Genomic DNA, 22798 nt, shown 5'->3' on the forward strand with positions numbered 1-22798 from the left:
GACGGACAGTTCTTCCCGGTGAGCAGGCCGCCGGGTTCCCGCCGGCAGGTTGTTCGACGGACGTAGTTCTCGGTGCCGTGTTCGCTCCTGTCCCAGGAGTGCGCCGAACTCGCACAACGGGTTCGGCGACCGATCAACGACGGAGACTCGACTGTTTGCCCTTTCCGACTGCGGCGGGACCGTATGCAGCGGCACATCCGATCTGCCGGCCGATTCGGGTGAGCAGTTGCCGGGTCAGGCCGGGGTCGTTGCCGGTATCCCGGTCGGTGTGGTCGCCCAGGGTATGAATATCGGCGAATCCTGCAGCGCCCCAATGGTCCGGGGGTAAGGTGCTCCGACCGGCGACAGCGACAACTGGAACGGGATATGAGCGGCGGGCCACCACTGTGGGGAGTTTGCCGTTCGCTGTCTGCTCGTCGATACTTCCCTCTCCGGTGACCACCAAGTCGCAGCCGGGTAGATGCCGGTCGAACTCGAGCAGATCGAGAAAGTAGCCTGCGCCCGAGACGATCTCGGCGCCGAGTAGGAGCGCCGCGAAGCCCATTCCGCCTGCGCTGCCCGCTCCGGCCGCGCCCGCGGCAGCCATCGCGTCCGGGTAGCCACTGCGGGTAAATGCCTGCACCAGCTTGTTCAGACCCGCGTCGAGAAACCGCACTTCTCCCGCGGAGGCCCCCTTCTGCGGACCGTACACCGCCGCCGCACCGTCCGGCCCGAGCAGGGGATTGGTGACATCGCCGGCGACCACGATCTCGACCCCGGATAGTCTCGCGGCCCGCGATGAGTCGATCGTATGGACTCGCCCCAAAGACCGTCCGCACCCGCGCAGTCGTACCCCGTTCGAATCGGCGAACGTGTAGCCCAGCGCCGCGAGCAATCCCATCCCGCCGTCGGTACTGGCGCTGCCGCCGAGGGCGAGCACCAATCGGCGCGGCCGAGATCGCAGTGCTTGCGAGATGGCCTGCCCCATACCGAGGCTGCTTGCGTCCAACGGCAGCTTCCGGCCGTTCGGCAGCGTGGTCAGACCGCAGGTGCCGGCGACCTCGACCACCGCGGTGCCGTGGCCGACGGCGATCCGCCCGTATCTCGGGGTTCCCGCCGCCCCGGCCACGGTCACCGGCCGTGGAGTGAATCCGGCCGCGATCGCGGCGTCGACGCTTCCGTCACCGCCATCGGCCAGCGGCATCCGGTAACTGTCGACCCCCGCCGCCGCCAAGCCTTCCGCCAGACTCTCGGCCACCTCGGATGCCGAGAGACTTCCTTTGAACTTGTCGGGGGCAACCAGGACCTTCACGCGGTCGACTTCCTATCGGCAAGTGGGCGGGGGATCGAGTATCAGTCCGCGTGCGACGCCGCGCCGAGCAACTCCCGGACCCGGTTGGCGACGCTGATGAATTCCGGTTGCTCCATTGTCGTGGAGTAATCCCGGTGGGCCGGCAGGTCCACGTCGAGCAGTTCGACGATCCGGCCCGGCCGCGGGCTCATCACGACCACCCGGTTGGCCAGGTACACGGCTTCGGCCACCGAATGGGTGACCAGCAGGACCGTTGTGCCCGTTTCCCGCCAGATCCGATGCAGTTCGATATTCATCCGTTCCCGGGTGAGCGCGTCGAGCGCGCCGAACGGCTCGTCCATCAGCAGCACTTCCGGTTCGTGCAACAGGGCCCGGCACAGGGAGACCCGCTGCTGCATACCGCCGGAGAGTTCGTGCGGCAGGGCGTTCTCGAATCCGCCGAGCCCGGTCATCTCGATGAGCCGCGCGCATTCGGCCTCGGCCGCCCGTTTGTTCAAACCGCGCATCTCGGCCTGGAGCAGAATGTTCTTGCGGACGGTCCGCCATTCCAGCAGTGCCGCGCGCTGGAATACGTAGCCGATATTGCGTTGCGGCCCTCGGACAGGAGCACCGCCGAGTTCGACGCGGCCCCCGCTCGGATCGGTTAGGCCGGCGACAACCTTCAGCAGCGTCGATTTACCGCAACCGGACGGGCCCACGATCGAAACGAATTCGCCCCGCCGGACCTGCAGCCCGATATCGTGGAGCGCGGTGACCTCGCCGCGTTTGGACGAGAACCGTACGGTCAGGTCCTCCACCGCGACGGCGGTATCGGTGCGGGGGAGTGTGTCGGTGGGTGTGCTCATATCGTCACCTGCTCCGGTCACGGCTTGCTGGTGGGGGTGAACTTCGATTCCCAGTACTTGGCCGGGTCCTCGGCTTTGTCGAGGAGCTTCGCATTGCTGAGGACCTCGACGGTGGCACGCCAATCGGCTTCGGAGTTGGTGCCCGGCGCTTCACCTTCGGTTTCCGGCGTGCTGAGCAGCGGGACGGTCTGCTGCCACTGCTGGAGCAGGACCTCCTGCGGCGGCAGTTGCGGATCCTTGCCTTCCATCGCCGCGACCGCGGCTTCCGGTTGCGCGACGGCGGCCGCGAAGGCCTCGCTGGTCGCATCGACCATGGCCTGTACCAGCTCGGGCGAGGATTCGATGGTGGCTTGATTCGCGATGAGCCCGTTGCTGAAGAAGCTCAGGCCTTGGTCGGAATACCGGAGATAGCGGACCTCTCGGCCGCTCTTGTTCGCGATGGTGGGGCCCTGGTCGTGTGCGAATCCGATGAGTCCGTCGACGCGGCCGGAGAGCATCGCCGACATCTTGCCGGCCGAGTCGAGGCTCTGCTGGGTCACCTGATCCGCCGCAACGCCCGCTTTGTCGAGGTAGACCGGGAAGGTCGTGGTCGGTGCGTCGCCCGCGGAGACGGCAATGGTTTTACCGGCCAGGTCTGCGGGGGTGCGGATATTCGAATCGGCGAAGACCTGCACTGCCGACGGCGTGGTCTGGAGGAAGACGCCGACGCTTTTGACCTTGACGCCCTTGTCGATATTGCTCAGGACGGCCGGGGTATCGGCCCAGCCGAAGTCGGTCTGCTGTGAACCGGTGGCCTGTGTGGTTTTGGTAGAGCCCTGGCCGGCCGAAATGTTGAGGTCGATGCCGTGCTTGGCGAATATGCCCTCCTGCACCCCGTAATAGAACGGGGCGTGCTCACCGTAGGGATACCAGTTGAGCATCAGTGACACCGTGGTGGTCTCCCCGTCGGTGCCGGGGTCCTTCGCCTCGTTGCCGCCGGCCCCACAGCCGGTCAATACCAGGAGTGAAGCAGCCGCGGCGGCGGCCATCGTCGTGAGTCTGCGAGTTCCGAATTTCATGCGAGTTCTCCAGCTGTGGCGTGAATGCGTGGTGCGGCGGGCTTATGCCGCGCCGACGGCCGAGGCCGTGGATCGGCGAGAGGCGTGCCAGGGAATGAGGAACTGTTCGGCGATTTCGATGATCGCGAACAGGATGATGCCCAGCATGGACATGATGATCAGGGCGGCGAACAGCATTGCTGTGTCGATATTGCCGTTGGCTTGCAGAATCACATAGCCGAGGCCTTCGTTCGCACCGACGAATTCACCGACGACGGCGCCGGTGACCGCGAGAGTGGCGGCAATTTTGAGGCCGGACATCAACTGCGGCAGCGATGCCGGAAAACGCACCTTCACGAAGGTTTTCCAGTTGCTCGCACCCATGGTGGACGTGAGCTCGAGTATTTCGGGATCGACGGAGCGCAGCCCGGCCATACCGGCGATGACGATCGGAAAGAAAGCCATCAATACGGCGACGAGAATCTTGGGGCTGGTGCCGAACCCGAGCCAGACGATGAACAGTGGAGCGATCGCGATCTTGGGGATGACCTGCGCGAAGAGGATGAGCGGATACATCGTCCGCTCGACACCGCGCGAGTAGATCATCACGAGTGCGACGGCTTCGCCGATCACTGCGGCGATAATGAAGCCGACCACGGTTTCGTAGGTGGTGACCCACGTGTTCTGGAGCAGATACGCCGAGTTGTCGGCGGCGGTGCGCCAGGTATCCGCCGGCGACGGCAGAATATATGGCTCGACGAGCTCGAATTCGGTGACGGCCCACCATGCGGCGACGAGCACCGCCACCAGGGCGAGCGGCCGCCATACGGTCGACCACATTGTGGATGGGGATGGGAGTTTCCGGCGCCGATTGCGAACGGGTTGCGTCGCTTTCGGTGCGGAGGAACCGGCCTCGACGGACGTGACTACCGCCATCTGGAGTCCTAAGAGCTAGTAGTGGAGCGGGGTTCGCACTACACCCGCCGGGAATGCGCTTTCCGACGCTGGAACAGAGGCTAGTGTGACCGGCCACACAGTGTCAAGGGTTTCCTGTCGGTGCAGGTCAGGGTCGTCGCAAAACACTGCTGTTGCGCAGGATCACGCGACCGGGCACGAATTCGTGGGTATGGGCGGCCGTCGCGGAGTCGTCGAGAGCGAGCGCTACGGCACGTTCGCCGATGTCGACCAGCGACAGCGCCACCGTCGAAAGGCCCGGCACATGGTCGCGCAGCGTCGGGATATCGTCGAACCCGGCGACGCAGACATCATCGGGCACCGCGAGGCCGAGTTCACGCCACGCGGCGATCGCGCCGATCGCCATCACATCGCTGACCGCGAAGACGCAGGGCGCGATACCGCCGACCTGCCCTGGATGCAGATCCAGCGCTGCGGCCAGGCGGCGAGCAGCGCTGAAACCGCCGTCCCGGGAGAAATCGCCCGCGATCTCCACCAGCGGTGTCACGCCCTGTGTCGCGAGCGCTTCGACGAAACCGTTGCGCCGGTCGACAGCGGTCCTGATATTGCCCGGGCCGCCGATAACGGCGAAATCCCGGTGGCCCTGCTCCAGCAAGGCGTAGGCGAGTTGAGCAGAGGCCGCGTGATTCTCGGGTTCCACGGCGGCACCGAAGGGGAGTGGCTGTCCGACGACCACCACTTTGCCGTTGTTGTCCAGGTACCGCGCACAGTCCTTCTCGAGATCGCGGTCGAGATCGCCGCTCTGGCGCGAGCCCGCCAGGATGATCGCATCGGCGCGATGCGAGATGAAGGTGCTCACGGATTCGCGTTCGATGTCGAAATCGCGTTGCGTGCTGGACAGTAGGACGAGTCTGCCGGCCCGGCGCGCCGCCGCTTGCACGCCCTGCACGATGGAGGAGAAGTAGGGGTCGGCGATATCGTGCACGACGAGTCCGATGAGGCCGGTCGAGGCGCGCGCAAGGGCTTGAGCCTGGGCGTTTGCTACATACCCCAATTCTGCGGCGGCGGCGCGAACCCGGTCGGCGACGCCTTCGCCGGGCACCCGTGCCGAACCGTTGAGTACCCGGGACGCGGTCGCCTGGGAGACGCCCGCCCGGGTCGCGACATCTTGCAATCTCACAGCCGCCATGGCTTCGTGCCTCGTTTTCTCATGCGCGTGGGGTTGACCGGACTTCGCGACTAGCATAGCTTGGAAAGCGCATTCCGACGCTGACTTGTCCACTCGACAGCTGCGGCTCCCTCCGCACCGTCCACGACCTATTCCGCGGTCGTCAGCCACGCACATCAGAAGAGGCACCCAGCCATGCCCGATTCCACTCCGCAGCGCACGCTCCGCATCGCCATGAACGGCGTCACCGGCCGCATGGGCTACCGCCAGCACCTCGTGCGCTCCATCCTCCCGATCCGCGACAGCGGGGGGCTGCTGCTCCCGGACGGTACCCGTATCCGAGTGGAGCCGATCCTCGTCGGCCGCAATACGGCCAAACTGGCCGAACTCGCCGAACGACACGGGATCGCCGAATGGAGTACCGATGCCGCCGCCGTGATCGCCGATCCGTCGATCGATATCTACTTCGACGCGCAGGTCACCTCGCGTCGCGCCGAGGCTCTGGCTGCCGCTGTGAAGGCGGGTAAGCACGTCTTCACCGAGAAACCGACTGCCGAAACCTTGACCGAGGCCGTCGAACTCGCCCGGGTCGCCGCGAATGCCGGCGTCACCGCGGGAGTCGTCCACGACAAGCTCTACCTACCCGGTCTGGTGAAGTTGCGCCGGCTCGTCGACGAAGGCTTCTTCGGCCGGATCCTCTCGCTACGCGGCGAATTCGGATACTGGGTCTTCGAAGGCGACGGCCAGCCCGCCCAGCGGCCCAGCTGGAACTACCGCGCCGAAGACGGCGGCGGCATCGTCGTCGATATGTTCTGTCACTGGAACTACGTACTCGAGGGTTTGCTGGGCAAGGTCGAGGCAGTCACCGCCAGGGCGGCCACCCACATCCCCACCCGATGGGACGAACAGGGTAAGCCGTATCCGGCCACCGCCGACGATGCTGCCTATGGGATCTTCGAGATGGAGAACGGCGCGATCGCCCAGATCAACTCGTCGTGGGCGGTGCGCGTGTACCGCGACGAGCTCGTCGAATTCCAGATCGACGGAACACACGGTTCTGCAGTCGCCGGCCTGCGCAAATGTGTTGCCCAGCATCGCTCACACACGCCGAAACCGGTCTGGAATCCGGACCTCCCGGTGACCGAGCCGTTCCGTGACCAGTGGTTGGACGTGCCGGCGAACGCGGAGCTCGACAACGGGTTCAAGTTGCAGTGGGAGGAGTTCCTCACCGATGTGGTGACCGGACGGCCACACCGCTACGGAATGCTCTCCGCCGCCCGCGGGGTGCAACTCGCCGAACTGGGACTGCGCAGTTCCGCCGAAGGCCGCCGGATCGAGATCCCGGAGGTCACGCTGTGACTGCGGCATCCACAGGTGTGTCGGTCGCGTTGCCACTCGACGGCCGGCTCGAATCGTACGTTCTCGGTGCCCCGGGTGCGTGGACACGGCCGACGCAGCCGATCACCTCGCGCGTGGCTTTCGCTGCCGCGCACGTGATTCCGCGCGTTACGGCGGACAACACACCGGGTGCGCCCGCGGCCGTCGATTGGGACGCGACGCTGGCCTACCGGCACGAACTATGGTCCTACGGGCTCGGTGTCGCCGACGCCATGGACACCGCACAGCGCGGGATGGGGCTCGACTGGCAAGCGACTGCGGAACTGATCCGGCGCTCCGGCGCCGAGGCGGCATCGGCGGGTGGAAGGCTGGCCTGCGGAGCCGGGACCGATCAGCTCGACCTCGCCGACCTCCCCACCGGACCGGCCGGGCTCACCGCGATCGTCGACGCGTATCGCGAGCAGATCGACGTGGTCACCGACGCCGGAGCCCAGGTGATCCTGATGGCATCGCGGGCACTGGTCCAGGTTGCCCAGTCGGCCGCCGACTACGTATCCGTCTACGAGAAATTGCTGGCCGGCGTGGATCGGCCGGTGATCCTGCACTGGCTCGGCACCATGTTCGATCCCGCGCTGCACGGATACTGGGGTAGCGCCGATATCGACACCGCCACCGAGACCTTCCGCGCGCTGATCGAGAACAACCGATCGAAGATCGACGGCGTCAAGGTTTCACTGCTCGACGCGGCACACGAGATCGCCCTACGACGAGCACTCCCCGAGGGCGTGCGGTTGTACACCGGCGACGATTTCAACTATCCGGAGCTGATCATCGGTGACGCGCAAGGGCATTCGGATGCGCTGCTGGGGATCTTCGCCGCGATCTACCCGGCCGCGTCCACCGCGCTACAGGAACTCGACAACGGAAACGTGACGCGTGCGTCGGATATTCTCGGCGCCACCCAGGCGCTCGGGCGCCATATCTTCGCCGCACCGACCTATTACTACAAGACCGGAATCGCGTTCTTGTCCTGGCTCAACGGCAAGCAACCCGGCTTCTCGATGGTGGGCGGGCTGTCCACGGGGCGGTCCGTGACACATCTTGCCGAACTCTTCCGGCTCGCGGACAAGGCCGGCCTCTTGTCGGACCCGGACCTGGCCGCGCACCGCATGCGGGTCTACCTCGAACTGAACGGACTGACGTCATGACTTCTGTTGCGACACAGCGGAACACTTTCGATCCGGCCGATCCGTTCCGGTCGCTGTCGCTGAACACTGCGACGACGAAACGGTGGACCTTGGCCGAGGCCGTAGACGGTGCTGCCCGGGCCGGGCTCGGCGCGATCGGGCTGTGGCGTGACCGGGTCGACGAAATCGGCGCCCCCACCGCGGCGAAGATCGTCGCCGATGCAGGGTTACGTGTCTCGAGCCTGTGCCGCGGCGGCTTCCTGACCGAGCCGGGCGACGGGCAAGCAGCGCTCGACGACAACCGCCGCGCCATCGACGACGCGGCGACACTGGGCACGCGAGAACTGGTGATGGTGGTGGGCGGTATGCCCGACCGCGACCTCGCCGCCGCCCGCGCACGAGTGGACGAGCGGCTCGCACTCCTGGTCCCGTACGCGGCCGAACGCGGCATCCGCCTCGCCCTCGAACCGCTGCACCCCATGTTCTGCGCCGACCGGGCAGTGATCTCCACACTGGCCCAGGCACTGACAATGGCGCAGCCGCACCCGGCGGAGACTGTAGGTGTCGTGGTCGACACCTACCATATCTGGTGGGATCCAGCCCTCGAAGAAGCCATCGCACAGGCCGGCGCCGCCGGACGGATCAGCTCGTACCAGGTATGCGACTGGCTGAACCCGATGACCGCCGATCCGCTGCTGTCGCGCGGCATGATGGGCGACGGCGTCATCGATTTCGCGACTATCGGCGGGTGGGTTCGCACCGCCGGTTACCGAGGCGACGTCGAGGTCGAAATCTTCAATGCCGATATCTGGGCCGGCGACAGTAGGGAAGTGATCGAGACGATGAAGCAGCGCTACTGCGATTTGGTCTTGCCGGCCCTCCTGGACTGAACATCCAGGAGGGCGCGGGCCGACGATGTCCTGCGCGGCTGCCGCGGTCTCGGATCTGTCGCGCGGTGCAGTCATGTATTCGGGTACGGATTTATCCCGGCGAACATCTGAATTCCGAATTATCGCATATACCGGACATAGGACCCATTTCGGGATTTTCGAACATTGGCGGCGCCGCAATTCTCCTGAACCGGAGGTTTTCCGAAAGGTGGATATATCGTGAATGTGAAACAGTCTCGCTCTGTGACCTGATCGGGTGCGGCAAAGTTTTACCTCCACCGCTGGTGAGAAGCGAAATCCACTCCGTTGGGGTCCGAAATGTGTTCTCAGAAATGGAGATACGTGAATTCCTGTTGTTAGCATCTTCGCCGTGAATCAACAAAACATCCGCAAAGTCCTGATACGTGTCGTCCCTGCCATCGGCGTGTTCGGCATGGTTTTTCCGGCGACCGCCGGTGCCGACCCCAGCACGCTATAGCCGCCGATCGTGGAGTTCCACGCGGAAAACGGGGGAAGCGTGTACGGGATGATCGAAAACCCCAACGATCACGGTGTGTGCTGGGCGGAGAACGCCGACACCGGCGCGGTTTTCACTATCGGCCCGATGTTCCACAACTTCCCGGTGGAAGAGTCGGTTGCCGAACCGGGCGGAGTGGTAGTCCGGTCACTGGACAACGACAGAAGCGGGCCTGTACGCGTCATCGGCCGGTGCGCCGACCACCTGCCGCCCGCCGCAGACGACCCGGCGGCCTCGGCCAGCGAAGTGGTCACAGTGGAAACGGTAGTAACCGGCATCCCTTTGACAGGTAGCAGCGGGGGATAACCTCGGTTCGGGGGCGAGGCGGGCGTCGAACCAACGCGCGCCCGTCGATGCCTCCAACCCGACCCGCGCCCGGCCTCTGGTATCTACCGGAATTCCTGCACCACTTCGATGCGGCCCACGATATGGCGGTTGAACTCTTCGAGTTCCTCGGCGGGCACCCACAGTTCGAGGATCGTTTGCCCGCCCGCCTGGCGGACGGGATACCTGGCCGCGAAGGCGGCATCGATCTCGAACCGGGTCACGTAGCCGACGCCCGATGCGGCAACGTTCCAGTCTCGTGCGATGCGTATCTCGGTCAGCCAGACCTCATTTGCTGCTGAATCGTGCGCCGGCCCAGCGGTGATGTCCAGGGAGTTTGTGCCGAGTTCGTAGGAGGATGGCCTCGACGAGGACGCGCCCGGTCTATCAGCGGAGGCGTTCGCCGGCGATGAACCGCAGGTTCTCCACGAGGGCCATCGCCGACGGGCTCAACGTTCGCCCGGCGGCCAGGGTGAGCCCGACGCTGTGGCCGATGGGGCCCAGCGCGACCGGCAGTGCGGCGATCCGGGCGTCGCTGCGGCCGATGAGGCCCGGCAACACGGCGATCATATCGGTGTCCAGCAGCAGCTGCCGGACGGTGAGGAACGAGGTCGCCTCTACGCGATCGACCGGCAAGGCCATCCCGGCGCGGGCGAACGCTTCCTCGAGTTCTCGACGTAGGGCAGTCTCTGTGCCGGGCAGAATCCACGGGTATTGCTCGAGATCTCGCAGCGCTAGGTCGGTCCGGTCGGTGAGCGGGTGGTGCGCACCGGCGAATACCTCGATCTGCTCCTCGTAGAGCGGGGTGCGGAGCGTGCTCGCTGTCGTCGGCGAGGTCAGGCGGCCCACGATCACATCGATGCGGCCCGCCTCGAGTTCGACCAGCAGCGATTCCGGCGAGCCCTCGCGGACCGCGACGGTGAGCAATGGGTGCGCCTGCTTCAGCCGGGCGATTGCCTGGGGGAGCAGCACATTCGAGCCGGCGAGATGAGTGCCGACGACGACGGTTCCCCGATCGGCCTCGGCGAGTTCGACGACGTGGCGGCTCGCCTGGTTCAGTTGTGCGAGCACAGCGCGGGCGTGTTCGGTGAACGCCGTACCGAAGATCGTCGGGGTGATTCCGCGCGGCCCGCGTTCATAGAGCTCGACGCCGAGAATCGTCTCGATATCCCGCAGGCTGCGAGTGGCGACGGGCTGGGTGATGTGCAGCTCCGCGGCGGCACCGATAACACTGCCTTGCCGGGTGAGGGCTTCGATCAGGACCAGATGCCGGACCTTCAAGCGACCATCGAGTAATCGTGGTTGATCCACATCGGACTCCCGGGGTGCGGTCCTATGGCGATTCCGCGGAGCGGGCTATGAACGGATAACCATAGTAGGCGACGGTGAACGGGCCTCGAGGGTATAGCCGCGCGACGCGTTCGGGAGTGGTCGTTCCGGTCGCAGCGGCAGCGCGACGTCGAGGTATAGCCATCGAGGCATGGCTACGGCGAGTATTCACATTTGCCTTGCATGGAGAGCCAGATCACGCTCAGTGCGTACACGTGAAACGTTCAGCAGTGAATTCGATGCCCACGATCCGATAGGTACGGAAGCCGTGTCAGCGGCCGACTGATCCGCCGGATTCTCGCGACGACGAACGGTTCACGGGAATCCGACCGGAGACCCGAGACTTGATAGGCGGCTTCCATGACCGACCACACGACCCGATACCGGGGTGCCACCCCCGGGGCCGCTGCGCGCGGCCGCGTCGCCAGAGCGACTCTGGCCGGCACCACACTCGAGTGGTACGACTTCTTCCTGTACGGCACGGCGGCCGCACTCATCTTCAACAAGCAGTTCTTCCCCGATCTGAGTCCCACGGCCGGCACCCTCGCCGCGTTCAGCACGTTCGCGGTGGGGTTCATCGCCCGCCCGCTCGGCGGTCTGGTATTCGGGCACTTCGGCGACCGTATCGGGCGCAAGGCGACGCTGGTCGTCTCGCTCGTGATGATGGGCGTCGGATCGACGCTGATCGGTCTCGTCCCCAACTACGACGCGATCGGCGTCTGGGCGCCTGTTCTCCTGGTGGTCCTGCGTGTTGTCCAGGGCATCGGATTGGGCGGTGAGGGAGCCGGCGCGACGCTGATGTCGATGGAGCATGCCCCTGCGGGGAAGAAGAACCTGTATGCGGGGTTTCCCCAGATGGGAACCCCCGCGGGGCTCGTGCTCGCCAACGGCATCTTCCTTCTCGTCGGCAATGTCCTACCGGATAGTGCGTTCCAGGCCTGGGGTTGGCGAATCCCGTTCCTGCTCAGCTTCGTTCTGGTCGCCATCGGGCTGGCCATCCGTCTGCGCATCACCGAGTCTCCCTCTTTCACCGGGGTCGTCCAGAACCATGCGGTCGCGAAACTGCCGATCCGCGAGGCCCTCGACGTCGGTTTCGTTCGCCTGGCACTGACGCTTGCCGCGGTGGTCGCCAACTCCGCGGTGGCCTACGTGTTCATGGTCTTCGCGCTGTCCTACGGAACGCAAGAACTCGGCTACGACAAGCAGTTCCTGATCCTGGGGGTGATGGCCGCTGCTGCCCTGTGGTTCGCGTCGATTCCGGTGTGGACCATGGTGGCCGACAAATACGGGCGGCGCACGATGTTCATCGGCGGCTCGGCGGCAATCCTGATCTGGTGTGTGGCATTCTTCCCGATGCTCGACACGGCGAACACGGCCGTATCCGCGATCGCGTTCGTCGGCATGGGGCTGATCATTCCCATCACCCACTGTGTACAGGGCAGCATTATCGCCGACACCTTCCCCGCCAGGGTGCGGTATTCGGGGTCGTCGCTGATTCTGCAGAGCGGCGCCATCCTGGGCGGCGGTCTGGCGCCGATGATCGCCACCGCGCTGCTCGACGCCACCGACTCGTCTGCGGGGGTCACGTGGTACCTCGCCGTCATGTGCGCGATCAGTCTGTGCGGAGCCATCGCGCTGTTCCGGGTGGTGCCCGATTCGTCGCGTGGACTACAGCACGACGAGTCGCCGACGCCAGGCGATGCGGAGCCGGCCGCAGCCCTCGGCGAGGCGTCTGCCGCAGCGAGGCTCTGACGCGATGACGAAGCCCGGCCCCCGCTGTGGGGGCCGGGCTCAGTGGTGTTTACGGCCTATGAGCTCTGCTGGCTACCGGTCGCCGCGATGAGTTCGATCAGCGCGCCGGTCAGTTCCGAATCGGGGTCCGCCAGGTCGAGAAAGACGTCGTAGTGGTTGCGACCGGGGACAGTGAGCAGTCGGCTCGACGACCGTGCCGACCAGAGCTCGTGGAAACGCCGGCTCTGTTCGAGGAATCCGGCGCCGTCGTTCTCGGCGACAGCGATCACCGAAACCGGGTCCGCCGCGCCCTCCGTACGCAACGGGGTGAGCGCCGGGCTCAGCGCGGCGGCCCGCCCGAGATCCAGGTGCAGCCACTCGGAGGTGAAATCGACCAGCGGACGCAGATCGAACAGGCCGCTGATCGGCATCGCGGCGCGGACCACGTCGGCCGGTAGGCCGAACTCTGCCTGCCAACCGGGCATCATCGTCGTACCGGTCAGGTGCCCGCCCGCAGAGCTGCCCCCGACGACGATCCGGTTCGGGTCCAGTCCGTATCCCCTGCCGTGATGGAATACCCAGGCGACGGCCGCCCGCACCTGCCTGACGATCTCTTCCAGGGGTGTGGCGGGCGCCAGGCCGTAGTCGACGGTGACAGTGGCGATGCCCGCGTCGTCCAGCACCCGTGCCATGAATGCGGTGTCGTGGCGAGAGAGCATCCGCCAGTAGCCGCCGTGAACGGCGAGGAAAACGGGCCGGGGCTCGGTGCCTACCCCCCAAATATCCAACTGCTGGCCGCCGGCCTCGTCGTAGGTGATGCCCTCGTGCCCGGACAGGCCCCGCACGGCCTCGTCCGAGCGCACGCGGTAGTCGGCGATCACCCTGTCGAAGACCTCGGGGGCGACGGTGTTGCGAACGTTGTAATCGGCATCGATTCGTGGGTCGGACACGTGGTGTTCCTTCGGGGAGTTCGGTGGCAATAGGCCGGCGGATATCGCACAGCACGATGCGGGGGATGTATTCGGGTATACAGCACGCCGCTGTCCCGAGAAATACCCCCGACGTCATGACCATTCGGGCATAGGTCGCGTTCGAATTTGCATTTCCCCGACATGACGATCTCGATCACAGTGGAGGTATGACCGCACAGCCGCAAGAGTGGATCCGGAACTTCGTCGACGGTGCGTTCGTCGACCCCGATCCGAACCGGGCGTTCGCCGCTGTCGATCCCGCCACCGGTGCCACCTTCGCGCAGGTCCACGAGGCAGACCGCGGCCTCGTGGACCGCGCTGTCGCGGCGGCCCGCGCCGCCCTCGCCGCAGGCTGGGCCGAACGGCCGGTCCGCGAGCGGGCCGACCTGTTGCGGCGCGCGGCGGACCGCATCGAGGAGCGTTTCGACGAGTTCGTCGCCGCCGAGATCGCCGACACCGGCAAACCGATCACCCAGGCGCGCGAACTCGATATCGCCCGGGCGCCCGCCAATTTCCGTACCTTCGCCGATGTCGTCTCCGCCGCCGGGCAGGAGTCGTTTCTCACCGAAATGGGCGGGGGCCGCCGGGCCCTCAACTACGCGGTCCGCAAGCCGCTGGGAGTCGTCGCCGTCATCGTGCCGTGGAACCTCCCACTGCTGCTGCTCACCTGGAAGGTCGCACCGGCCCTGGCATGCGGCAACGCGGTTGTCGTCAAACCCAGTGAGGACACCCCGTCCACAGCGACCCTGCTCGCGGAGGTCCTGGCCGAGGTCGGATTCCCGCGCGGCGTCTACAACGTCGTACACGGGTTCGGTGCCGGCTCCGCCGGCGCGTTCCTCACCGAGGACCCGCACATCGACGGCGTGACGTTCACCGGGTCGTCGGCGACCGGCTCACACGTGATGAAGACGGTGGCTCCCCGGGTGCGGCCGGTGTCCTTCGAACTGGGCGGAAAGAACGCGGCCGTCGTTTTCGACGATGTCTGCCTGGACGAGGCGATCGACGGCCTGAGCCGGTCCATCTTCACCAACACCGGGCAGGTGTGCTTGTGCACCGAGCGGGTCTACGTCCAGCGCGCTGTCTTCGGCGATATCGTGGCGGGCCTCGTCGAACGAGCCGGGCGGCTCCGCCTGGGCCGGCCCACCGACACAGCAACCACCACCGGTCCGCTGATCTCCCAGAAGCATCGGCAGAAAGTGCAGGCCTATCTGGAGCTCGCCGAGGCGGAGGGCGCCGAGGTCCATACCGGCGGCGGCATCCCGGCGATGGGTGCCGATCTCGACGGCGGCTCGTGGATCGAGCCCACGCTGTGGACGGGTCTCACCAACCGTGACCGGGTGCTGCGCGAGGAGATCTTCGGCCCCGTCGCCGCGCTCATCCCGTTCGATACCGAGGCCGAGGCCATTGCGCTCGCCAACGACACCGACTATGGGCTGGCCGCAGCAGTGTGGACGAACGACCTGCGACGCGGGCATCGCGTCGCACAAGCCATGAACGTCGGCATGTCGTGGGTCAACACCTGGTTCCTCCGCGACTTGCGCTCCCCGTTCGGCGGCGTCGGGCTCTCCGGCATCGGACGCGAAGGTGGCGAGTCGTCGCTGCACTTCTACACCGAGCCGACCAACGTGTGCGTACAGCTGTGACGGCGCCGGAACACCCACGAAAATACCTGGAGCAAGAAATGACGAACTCCACGACAGCGAGCCCTGACGACATCGAGGCGCTGGCGCGCCGGCTCGACAACGCGCAGAGGTCGAGGACCGACACCCTCAGCCTCGAAGAAGACGCATCGCTGGGCATCGACCTCGATGTCGACATCGCATACCTGGTGCAGGAGGCGCTCGTCGGGTTGCGGACCATGCGCGGTGAGACCGTCGTCGGGGTGAAACTGGGCTTCACCAGCAAGGCGAAGATGGCGCAGATGGGAGTGTCCGACGTGATCGTCGGGCGGATCACCGATGCGATGCAGGTGTCCGACGGCGGCGACACCGATCTGCGGGGCTACATCCATCCGAAGGTGGAACCCGAGGTGGCCTACCGGATCGGTCGCGACATCACCTTTGCCGACCTCGACGACCCGGACACCGATATCGTGGCCTGTGTCGACGCGATCGCGCCCGCCCTCGAGATCATCGACTCGCGCTACCGCGACTTCCGATTCACCTACGCCGATGTCGTCGCCGACAACACCTCGGCCGCCGGCTTCGCCGTGGGCACGTGGCGCCCGATGCGCGAGGCCGCCGACCGTGCGGTGCGACTGCGTGTCGGCGACGAGCAGACCACCGGAACCACGGCGGCGATCCTCGGCGACCCGCAAGCAGCACTCCACGCGCTGCTCGATATGTGCCGCCGCCGGCGGATCCCGCTACACGCCGGATACGTGGTGCTCGCCGGCGCGGCAACCGCGGCGATGCCGCTGACCGAAGCGACCGCGGAGTGCGCGATCGCCGGGATCGGGACCGTGAGCCTGACCGGTGTTCGACGATGACGCAGAACGATGAGGGAGAACGTACCGTGACGAACAACGCCGATGTATCCGCCGGCGGTCGACCGGGACAGGGAGCCGATTCCGGTAGCGCAGTCCTCACCGGCCACGCCGTGCCCCGCGGACGATTCCCGCACGTCAAAGTCGTCGGGGATCTCATCTTCGTTTCCGGAACCAGCTCGCGCCGGCCCGACAACACGTTCGTCGGTGTCGAGGTCGACGAGATGGGTACCACCGACCTCGACATCCGCGCACAGACCCGCGCTGTCATCGAGAATATCCGTGGGATTCTCCGCGAGGTCGGCGCAGGACTCGAAGACGTCGCGCAGATCACGACCTACCTGGTATCGATGAACGATTTCGGTGGTTACAACGAGGCGTACAGCGAGTACTTCGACGAGTCCGGGCCTACCCGGACAACCGTGGCCGTGCACCAGCTGCCGCACCCGCACCTGTTGATCGAGATCCAGGCGATCGCGCATCGGCCCACGGCCACCTGAGCCGGTTTCGGAACGGACTCACCGCACCACCCCCACAAGCGATTTGGAGTAGACGCCATGACCCGTATTCCGGAGGTCATCAATTTCCATGGTTGGATCGCCGAGCACGAGCACCTGCTGCAACCACCGGTCAACAACAGGACCATGGCGCTGGGCGAGGACTTCATCGTCCAGATCGTCGGAGGGCCGAACCAGCGCACCGACTACCACCGAGAACCGTACGAGGAGTGGTTCTTCCAGATCAAGGGAGATATCCACGTCAACATCATGACGGACGAGGGACCGCGCAGGATCGACATCCGCGAGGGGGAATCCTGGTTGTTGCCCGGCAATGTGCCGCATTCGCCGCAGCGCCCCGACCCGGATTCGATCGGCCTCGTGATCGAACGGGTCCGTCAGGAGGGCACCCTCGAGAAGTTCCAGTGGTACTGCCCCGAGTGTGACGCACTGGTCTACGAGATCGAGCTGCAGGTGCGCAGCATCGTCGACGACCTTCCGCCCGTCTTCACGCAGTTCTACGCGGACGAGGCGGCGCACAAATGCCCGAGCTGCGGTGCCATCCACCCCGGGAAAGGCTGAAGTGAACAACATCATCGACGTCCACACCCACTATGTCCCCCGAGGGTGGCCGGATATCAGTGCAGAGGCCGGCGCCGACGCACCGTGGCTGCGGATCGAATCCGAGCACGACGCCATGATCATGATGGGCACCAGGGAGTTCCGGCGGATCCAGTCGGACTGCTGGGATGCGGCGGTGCGCCTACGCGATATGGACACGGACGGGGTGCGTACTCAGGTCGTCTCGCCGACGCCGGCGTTCTTCAATTACGGGCGCACCGGCGAACAGGCTGCGAAGATCGCCCGCATCCTCAACGATCTCGCCCTCGAAATCACCGCGCCCGCGGGCGACCGGATGATCCCGTTCTGCCAGGTTCCATTGCAGGACACCGACCTGGCGTGCGCGGAACTCGACCGCTGCCTGGAGAACGGGCATCGCGGCGTGGAGATCGGAAACCACGTGGGTGACCGGGACCTGGACGACGAGGGCATCGTTACGTTCCTGCAGCACTGCGCAGACCGCGATGTCCCCGTCTTCGTGCACCCGTGGGACATGCCCAGCTCCCCGCGCCTGGAACGGTGGATGTCGCGCTGGCTCACCTCGATGCCGGCGGAGACCCACCTGTCGATTCTGGCGTTGATCCTCGGCGGCGTGTTCGACCGCGTCGACGAACGCCTGAAGATCGCCTTCGCCCATGGCGGCGGCTCGTTCGCGTTCTGGCTCGGTCGCACGGAGAACGCCTGGCACGGCCGCAACGACATCATCGGAACCTCGGAGTTTCCGCCGTCTCACTACATCGGTCGCTTCTACGTGGACTCGGTGGTGTTCGACGAGCGCGCCCTGCGGGTGCTGGTCGACACCGTCGGCGCCGAACGGGTCATGGTCGGCAGCGACTACCCGTACCCACTGGGTGAGCGGCCCGTCGGTGAGGTGGTGCGCAAGAGCGAATTCCTGGGCGACACAACTCGCGACCTGATCACCCACCGCAACGCGGAAAGATTCCTGGGACTCTGATCCAGCACTCGCGACGCCGCTCGAGAGTGCCCTTTTACGCATGGCCCCTGCGGGATTTCCGCCACCGTCATCCTCGACTCCGATCTCTGTCGTGCGCGCACCCGAGTCGAGCGCCGCGTCGAACAACCTGATCCGTACCCACAGCAGGTATATGCGCTCGACGCATATGCCCCGGGCCAGCCGACGTTCTGGAGAATCCGTGCAAGAGCTGCCCCGCCGGCTCGAAGGGAGCCGGCACCACTACCCGCTGCCGCAAAAGGAGATTGAACGCATATCGGGAGAACCTGCATCGCGTGGCCAAGGCAATGCGCGAAGCTTGGCCGGCACTGGCGACAACGCCTGCTGATCCGCGCTCCACGCACGAATACCCACCGCAGTTACCTGCCACCAAGCCAGCAACCAGTAATTTTGCGTGAGCGAACTGGTCCGTGAGGCTTAGGGGAGCCCACATCGAGTGAACTCCCCTCGGACTCGGCCCGGCTGGTTGTGCCAGTGAATTTCGGTGTCGTTCATCGGCGAAATCGGACACCGTGTGTGGCAGTGCAGCCGTGATCGTGACGGTGAATAGTGACGTCACTGCGCGCTCGTGACAACGGTCCGATGCCCCTCCTGGTTGTCGACGCGGAACCACTCACCACATGGTGAGCGCGGCCCAGCGTCCCCGCCGCCGGGCGCCCCGATCAGCGTCACTCCGGTGGGGCCGCGGTTGGCGGGCGGGGGGTCAGTAGTCGGTGCAGGGCAGTGGGGGTGTGGCCCAGGTGTTCGCAGACGGTGCGGGTCAGGTGTGCCTGGTCGGCGAAGCCGAGGTGTGCGGCGAGGTCGGCGAGGCCGGTTTCTCCGTCGGTGATCCGGTCGAGCGCCTGCCCGACCCGTATCCGGTTGCGGTAGCGGGTCAGCGTCACTCCCATGTGCTGGGAGAACACCCGGCTCAGCCGATACGGCGAAACCTTCAGCGATACGGCCAGAGACCGCAGCCCGCCCGATTCCGGTGCCCCGTTGATGATCGCGTCGCGGGCCGCGGTGACCAGCATTCGGTCGGCGGGGCGCGGCGGCGAGGTCGGCTGTTCGGCGGCGAGTGCGACGAGCCGGACCAGTTCCTCGGTCACCGCGTAGTCGATATCGCCGCCGGCGGCGGCAGTGAGCATGCGGCGGTGCGCGAGCTCGATCCGCGCATCGACGTAGACAGCCCGGGGGCCGACCTCACCTTCTAGAAGGCTGGGCTCGATGGTCACCGCGGTGCAGACGTCACCGCCGGCGGGGTGCGAGAATCCTTCCTCCTCACTCGGTGCGCCGAGGTAGCCGACAGTGCGGTCCAGATCGGCGAGTGCACCGTCGGCCTGGCGCCGGAACCGGCCTCGGCGCACGAGCACGAGCCGATGGTCGTCGCGGACTTCCGGAGCCGAGAAGTGGGTGTGGTCGGAGCGGCAGTTCACGGTGGTGACGGTGAACTCCGGCCGGGTGGCGAGGGTCGTGGCGGACAGCACTCACGAGAAAGTACGCCCTGGGTACGACAAGAAACTGCCCGCAAAAATCTTCAAGACCTACGCGGGGTCGGGCACGGATGCTGAGACGGCAACACCGACTACGTCAGGGAGATAAACGAAATATGACCGTCCACGCGAACCCAGTCGCGATCATCCTCGATTGTGCCTCACCGAAGGTGATGGCGGAGTTCTACCGCGAGGTCACCGGCTGGAAGATCACCCATCTGGACGACGATTCGGCCTACTTGGGTGAGGGCCCGATCCAGCTCGCGTTCCAGCGAGTCGAGGGATATCAGGGTCCCGGCTGGCCCGATACCGGCAAGCATGCCCACCTCGACTTCACGGTCGCGGATGTGGAAACCGCTACCGAGCGGCTGCGCACGTTGGGCGCGACCGTTCCCGAGTTCCAGCCGGGACAAGGGCAGTGGACGGTTCTCGCCGATCCCGAAGGCCATCTGTTCTGCCTCGCCGCTGCCTGATCAGGAGGATCCCATGGCATCCATTCACAAAGAATTCGTCGTCGACGCCACCCCTGAGCAAGTCTGGGATGTGCTCGCCGATTTCGGCGCGGTGCACGAGCGCCTCGCCCCGGGTTTCGTCACCGATACCCGCGTAGACGCCGACACCCGCACAGTCACCTTCGCCGACGGCACCATCGTCGCCGAACGACTCATCGATCTCGACCCGGTGAGCAAACGGGTCGCCTACTCGGTGGTCGGCGGGCATCTTCACCCCGCCCATCACCATGCCTCGATGCAGGCCCTGCCCGCCGAGAACGGCAAAACCCTGTTCGTCTGGCACACCGATGTCCTGCCCGAGGCCCTCGCCACACCGATCGCCGAATCCGTCGACCAGGGATCGACCGTCATACAACGGGCACTGGAGACGGCAGCAACCGCAGACCAGCGATAGTGGCGTAGCCACCGGCCGAGAGGTGCGGGCGGCAATCCGGGTCAGCTTTCCACCGCTATGGCGTCCATCTTCGCTGAGGCCGACAACGAAAGGGACCGAGATGCTCGAACAACCCAGTGCAGCACCCGAGGGGGCGCCGGGCGCGTGGCCTAGTGCGGCGAGCAGCGCCGGCGCCCTTGAACCGATATAGCCATTCGGGCAACCACTCGCAGAGTTCAGTTTGTGCACGGAGAATCGACCGTATGACTGGTCTCGTGCTCACGCCCGAACGACGAAACGAACTGGCTGCGTTGCTCGATGACGGGGAGCGGTTGAAGGACGAGTATCCGAAGGTCGCGGAGTATCTGGATACGGCTCCGATGCTTTCGGGTACTGAGAATCCGGAGGCCGATGCGGCGTTCGATCTGCGGTTCGTGCATTACCTGGCCGGTGGTGAGTCGGCGTCGGGGAATCCGTACTGGGATGTCGTCGGGCCTTCGACCGGGGTGGAGGGTGACCGCCGGGTGGTGAACGGTGGTAGCGCCAACGGCAGCGTTCGGCTGGGGTTCGCGCAGACGATCTTGCAGGCTGCCTATGCCTACGCGGTCCCGTCGCCGGAGACGATCGAGTGGATTGCGGCCTTCAGCGGCGGGCAGACGGTTGTCGAGCTCGGAGCGGGACGTGGTTACTGGGCTCGACTGTTGGCGGATCAGGGATCGACGGTCCGGGCGTTCGACTCCGAACCGCCGGATTCGATCGCGAACCCGTCGTTTCCCGGGGCCAGTGGGCAACGGGATGTCTGGTTCCCGGTGGAGGGCTTGGAAGGGTTCGATTCCGCGTTGGATGGCGACTCGGTTCTGTTTCTGTGCTGGCCGCCTGGATGGGGTGATCCGATGGCGTCCGAAGCGTTGAAGTTGTTCGAGTCGCGTGGTGGCCGGCGCGTGGTCTACGTCGGGGAGCCGAAGGGTGGTAAGACCGGCGATGACGCATTCTTCGATCGGCTGTCCGATGCTTGGATGATCGAATCGGAAGATTCACAGTATGTTTCGTGGTGGAACCTCGGAGATGTGGCTCGAGGCTGGGTGTTGCGGGGATAGGGCGGACAATATGAAGTATGGCCCGGTCGAACGCCAGAGCGCCCGCCGATGGCGCCGGGCCGCCTAACCGTTCGACAGTGCGGTGATCGCGGATTGCAGGCCGCGTGCGAGCGCGGTGATAGTCGTGGCCTCCCACAGCGGTGCGGCGTAGCGGATCTCGCCGTGGATGCCGGCCGGTCGCTCGTACGCCGCGACGGCCTGCTCGAAGCTGTCGAACTCGATCAGGATGGTGCGCTGTCCGCTGCGCAATCAGCGCTGGCCAGCGATGACTACGCGTCCCCATCGCTGGAAATATCGGGGGCGACGCAGGCACTGGCGCGGACCGATACTGTCATGCCGAATCGGCCTACTGTCGTTCGGTGGGCCGACGGTGATGCGGAACGTGCTGTGGAACTTTGGATGGGCACCGGTGTCGTGGTGGCCCACCTGTCGACAAGGGGTGCGGGATGGCCCGAAACGGCGGGGAGATTACGGGCGTGGTCGACGAGATCGCGCGAGGCTGCCGGCCCTCGCGCCGGCAGCGGCTGCCGGTGTGGCCGTTGGCCTACCTTCGGCGCGGCGCCGGACCGGCCCGGACCCAGGAGTCAGCGGCGGCGGGCCGGCCTGGCGGACTCGGGCGAGTAGCGGTATGACCGGCGAAATCGAGCTGGATCCAGATGAACTGCTGCGGCAGTCTGCCCGGCTGGCGGAACTCGGCGAGCGCGTCGGCCGCGCCGGCGCCGACCTGCGCTATTCGCTGGATCTCGCCCACGGGTGCTGGGGTGACGACTATATGGGCGACGCGTTCGCGAAAGACTTCACCCCCAATGCCGATAAGTTGCTGGCCGGCCAGCAGGCCATGGCGGACGGCTTGCGCGATACCGCCGAGGCGATCCGCAGTGCCGCTGATCAATTCGCGACCTACGACCGGGATGCCGGTCGGCGCATGACGCGGGCGCCCGGCCCCGGCGACGAGACGCGTTTCGCATCGGCTGACGCTGCCGACCCTTTCGTGTCCCGGCCGGTGGCCGAGTCCCAGGCAGCTCCGGACCGCCGAGCGATGGCGGAATCGCCAATCCTGTCGTGGACGGAGCCCGGTATCGGTGGCGCGCCCCCGGGAACAGCGCCGACCGAGGTGTCGAATTCCCGCGCCGCTGAGGCGCCGCCGCAGAGTGGGAGGCCGTCGGCTTCCGCTACCCCGGCTTCCGTTACCCCGGCTTCCGCTACCTCGGCCTCGGCTCAGGCC

General features: G+C 66.0%; 24 protein-coding genes. 13 read left to right on the forward strand and 11 right to left on the reverse strand.

Translation table 11 applies throughout. The features are described 5' to 3' along the window. Positions 1 to 133: 133 nt before the first annotated feature. The 5 genes from ON22_RS33010 to ON22_RS33030 all read right to left on the reverse strand — a co-directional run bounded on the left by ON22_RS33010 (position 134) and on the right by ON22_RS33030 (position 5277). On the reverse strand, positions 134 to 1291 hold the full coding sequence (locus ON22_RS33010) for a glycerate kinase (protein ID WP_051158393.1): 1158 nt from the start codon (positions 1289 to 1291) through the stop codon (positions 134 to 136). 41 nt (positions 1292 to 1332) lie between these two features. Beyond that, positions 1333 to 2136: an ABC transporter ATP-binding protein gene (locus ON22_RS33015; protein ID WP_033242449.1), complete on the reverse strand. Its 804-nt coding sequence runs from the start codon at positions 2134 to 2136 to the stop codon at positions 1333 to 1335. A 17-nt stretch (positions 2137 to 2153) separates the two neighbouring features. After that, positions 2154 to 3194: an ABC transporter substrate-binding protein gene (locus ON22_RS33020; protein WP_033241943.1), complete on the reverse strand. Its 1041-nt coding sequence runs from the start codon at positions 3192 to 3194 to the stop codon at positions 2154 to 2156. 42 nt (positions 3195 to 3236) lie between these two features. Further along, positions 3237 to 4013: an ABC transporter permease gene (locus tag ON22_RS33025; RefSeq protein ID WP_231508009.1), complete on the reverse strand. Its 777-nt coding sequence runs from the start codon at positions 4011 to 4013 to the stop codon at positions 3237 to 3239. A gap of 223 nt (positions 4014 to 4236) precedes the next feature. Continuing rightward, the gene (locus tag ON22_RS33030; RefSeq protein WP_033241945.1) at positions 4237 to 5277 is read right to left on the reverse strand and encodes a LacI family DNA-binding transcriptional regulator; all 1041 of its coding nucleotides are present in this window, start codon (positions 5275 to 5277) and stop codon (positions 4237 to 4239) included. 174 nt (positions 5278 to 5451) lie between these two features. On the opposite strand from ON22_RS33030, the gene ON22_RS33035 reads away from it, so the two are divergent. The 4 genes from ON22_RS33035 (at position 5452) to ON22_RS33050 (ending at position 9494) form a co-directional block, all read left to right on the forward strand. After that, positions 5452 to 6615: a Gfo/Idh/MocA family protein gene (locus ON22_RS33035; protein ID WP_033241946.1), complete on the forward strand. Its 1164-nt coding sequence runs from the start codon at positions 5452 to 5454 to the stop codon at positions 6613 to 6615. Further along, on the forward strand, positions 6612 to 7802 hold the full coding sequence (locus tag ON22_RS33040) for a dihydrodipicolinate synthase family protein (RefSeq protein WP_033241947.1): 1191 nt from the start codon (positions 6612 to 6614) through the stop codon (positions 7800 to 7802). Before ON22_RS33035 ends, ON22_RS33040 begins: the two co-directional genes overlap by 4 nt. Continuing rightward, a complete protein-coding gene (locus tag ON22_RS33045; RefSeq protein ID WP_033241948.1) occupies positions 7799 to 8671 on the forward strand; it encodes a sugar phosphate isomerase/epimerase family protein in 873 nt (290 codons plus the stop codon). Before ON22_RS33040 ends, ON22_RS33045 begins: the two co-directional genes overlap by 4 nt. Before the next feature lie 526 nt (positions 8672 to 9197). Further along, positions 9198 to 9494 (forward strand): hypothetical protein, encoded by a 297-nt coding sequence (locus tag ON22_RS33050; RefSeq protein ID WP_156052206.1) that lies wholly within the window; start codon positions 9198 to 9200, stop codon positions 9492 to 9494. Between the two features lie 83 nt (positions 9495 to 9577). Here ON22_RS33050 and ON22_RS33055 read toward each other — a convergent pair whose 3' ends face one another. Then, a complete protein-coding gene (locus tag ON22_RS33055; RefSeq protein WP_197039612.1) occupies positions 9578 to 9736 on the reverse strand; it encodes a hypothetical protein in 159 nt (52 codons plus the stop codon). A 163-nt stretch (positions 9737 to 9899) separates the two neighbouring features. Beyond that, complete coding sequence (locus ON22_RS33060) at positions 9900 to 10823, reverse strand: LysR substrate-binding domain-containing protein (RefSeq protein WP_033241950.1); 924 nt, start codon at positions 10821 to 10823, stop codon at positions 9900 to 9902. A 378-nt stretch (positions 10824 to 11201) separates the two neighbouring features. On the opposite strand from ON22_RS33060, the gene ON22_RS33065 reads away from it, so the two are divergent. Next, the gene (locus ON22_RS33065) at positions 11202 to 12593 is read left to right on the forward strand and encodes an MFS transporter (protein ID WP_051158395.1); all 1392 of its coding nucleotides are present in this window, start codon (positions 11202 to 11204) and stop codon (positions 12591 to 12593) included. Positions 12594 to 12649: 56 nt separating this feature from the next. Here the strand turns inward: ON22_RS33065 and ON22_RS33070 are convergent, their stop codons facing one another. Continuing rightward, a complete protein-coding gene (locus ON22_RS33070) occupies positions 12650 to 13522 on the reverse strand; it encodes an alpha/beta hydrolase (protein WP_033241951.1) in 873 nt (290 codons plus the stop codon). A gap of 188 nt (positions 13523 to 13710) precedes the next feature. Here ON22_RS33070 and ON22_RS33075 point away from each other — a divergent pair, with 188 nt between their 5' ends. From ON22_RS33075 to ON22_RS33095, 5 genes are read left to right on the forward strand one after another with little or no spacing between them, the layout of a single operon-like run. After that, positions 13711 to 15186, forward strand: a complete 1476-nt coding sequence (locus tag ON22_RS33075; RefSeq protein WP_033241952.1) for a 2-hydroxymuconic semialdehyde dehydrogenase — start codon at positions 13711 to 13713, stop codon at positions 15184 to 15186. A 38-nt stretch (positions 15187 to 15224) separates the two neighbouring features. Beyond that, the gene (locus tag ON22_RS33080; protein ID WP_033241953.1) at positions 15225 to 16031 is read left to right on the forward strand and encodes a 2-keto-4-pentenoate hydratase; all 807 of its coding nucleotides are present in this window, start codon (positions 15225 to 15227) and stop codon (positions 16029 to 16031) included. Next, positions 16028 to 16528 carry a RidA family protein gene (locus ON22_RS33085; RefSeq protein WP_081596017.1) on the forward strand — a complete coding sequence of 167 codons (501 nt, stop codon included), beginning with the start codon at positions 16028 to 16030 and terminating at the stop codon, positions 16526 to 16528. Before ON22_RS33080 ends, ON22_RS33085 begins: the two co-directional genes overlap by 4 nt. A gap of 57 nt (positions 16529 to 16585) precedes the next feature. Next, the gene (locus ON22_RS33090; RefSeq protein ID WP_033241954.1) at positions 16586 to 17107 is read left to right on the forward strand and encodes a 3-hydroxyanthranilate 3,4-dioxygenase; all 522 of its coding nucleotides are present in this window, start codon (positions 16586 to 16588) and stop codon (positions 17105 to 17107) included. Position 17108: 1 nt separating this feature from the next. Next, entirely contained in the window at positions 17109 to 18101 is a 993-nt protein-coding gene (locus ON22_RS33095) for an amidohydrolase family protein (protein WP_033241955.1), read from the forward strand. A gap of 686 nt (positions 18102 to 18787) precedes the next feature. Here the strand turns inward: ON22_RS33095 and ON22_RS38295 are convergent. Next, complete coding sequence (locus ON22_RS38295) at positions 18788 to 19585, reverse strand: helix-turn-helix domain-containing protein (protein ID WP_033241956.1); 798 nt, start codon at positions 19583 to 19585, stop codon at positions 18788 to 18790. 122 nt (positions 19586 to 19707) lie between these two features. Between ON22_RS38295 and ON22_RS33105 the strand changes: the two genes are divergently transcribed. The 3 genes from ON22_RS33105 (at position 19708) to ON22_RS33115 (ending at position 21573) form a co-directional block, all read left to right on the forward strand. After that, positions 19708 to 20064, forward strand: a complete 357-nt coding sequence (locus ON22_RS33105) for a VOC family protein (protein WP_033241957.1) — start codon at positions 19708 to 19710, stop codon at positions 20062 to 20064. 13 nt (positions 20065 to 20077) lie between these two features. Continuing rightward, positions 20078 to 20497 (forward strand): SRPBCC family protein, encoded by a 420-nt coding sequence (locus tag ON22_RS33110; protein WP_033241958.1) that lies wholly within the window; start codon positions 20078 to 20080, stop codon positions 20495 to 20497. Positions 20498 to 20739: 242 nt separating this feature from the next. Further along, positions 20740 to 21573, forward strand: coding sequence for a class I SAM-dependent methyltransferase (locus tag ON22_RS33115; protein ID WP_033241959.1), 834 nt, complete (start codon positions 20740 to 20742; stop codon positions 21571 to 21573). A gap of 63 nt (positions 21574 to 21636) precedes the next feature. Here the strand turns inward: ON22_RS33115 and ON22_RS33120 are convergent, their stop codons facing one another. Both ON22_RS33120 and ON22_RS37065 read right to left on the reverse strand, forming a co-directional pair. Then, positions 21637 to 21822 carry a hypothetical protein gene (locus ON22_RS33120; protein WP_033241960.1) on the reverse strand — a complete coding sequence of 62 codons (186 nt, stop codon included), beginning with the start codon at positions 21820 to 21822 and terminating at the stop codon, positions 21637 to 21639. A gap of 295 nt (positions 21823 to 22117) precedes the next feature. Further along, positions 22118 to 22465, reverse strand: coding sequence for a hypothetical protein (locus tag ON22_RS37065; RefSeq protein ID WP_156052207.1), 348 nt, complete (start codon positions 22463 to 22465; stop codon positions 22118 to 22120). Positions 22466 to 22798 lie beyond the last annotated feature (333 nt).

The sequence above is a fragment of the Nocardia carnea NBRC 14403 genome (genome assembly GCF_000308515.1).
GTDB classification, from domain to species: domain Bacteria; phylum Actinomycetota; class Actinomycetes; order Mycobacteriales; family Mycobacteriaceae; genus Nocardia; species Nocardia carnea.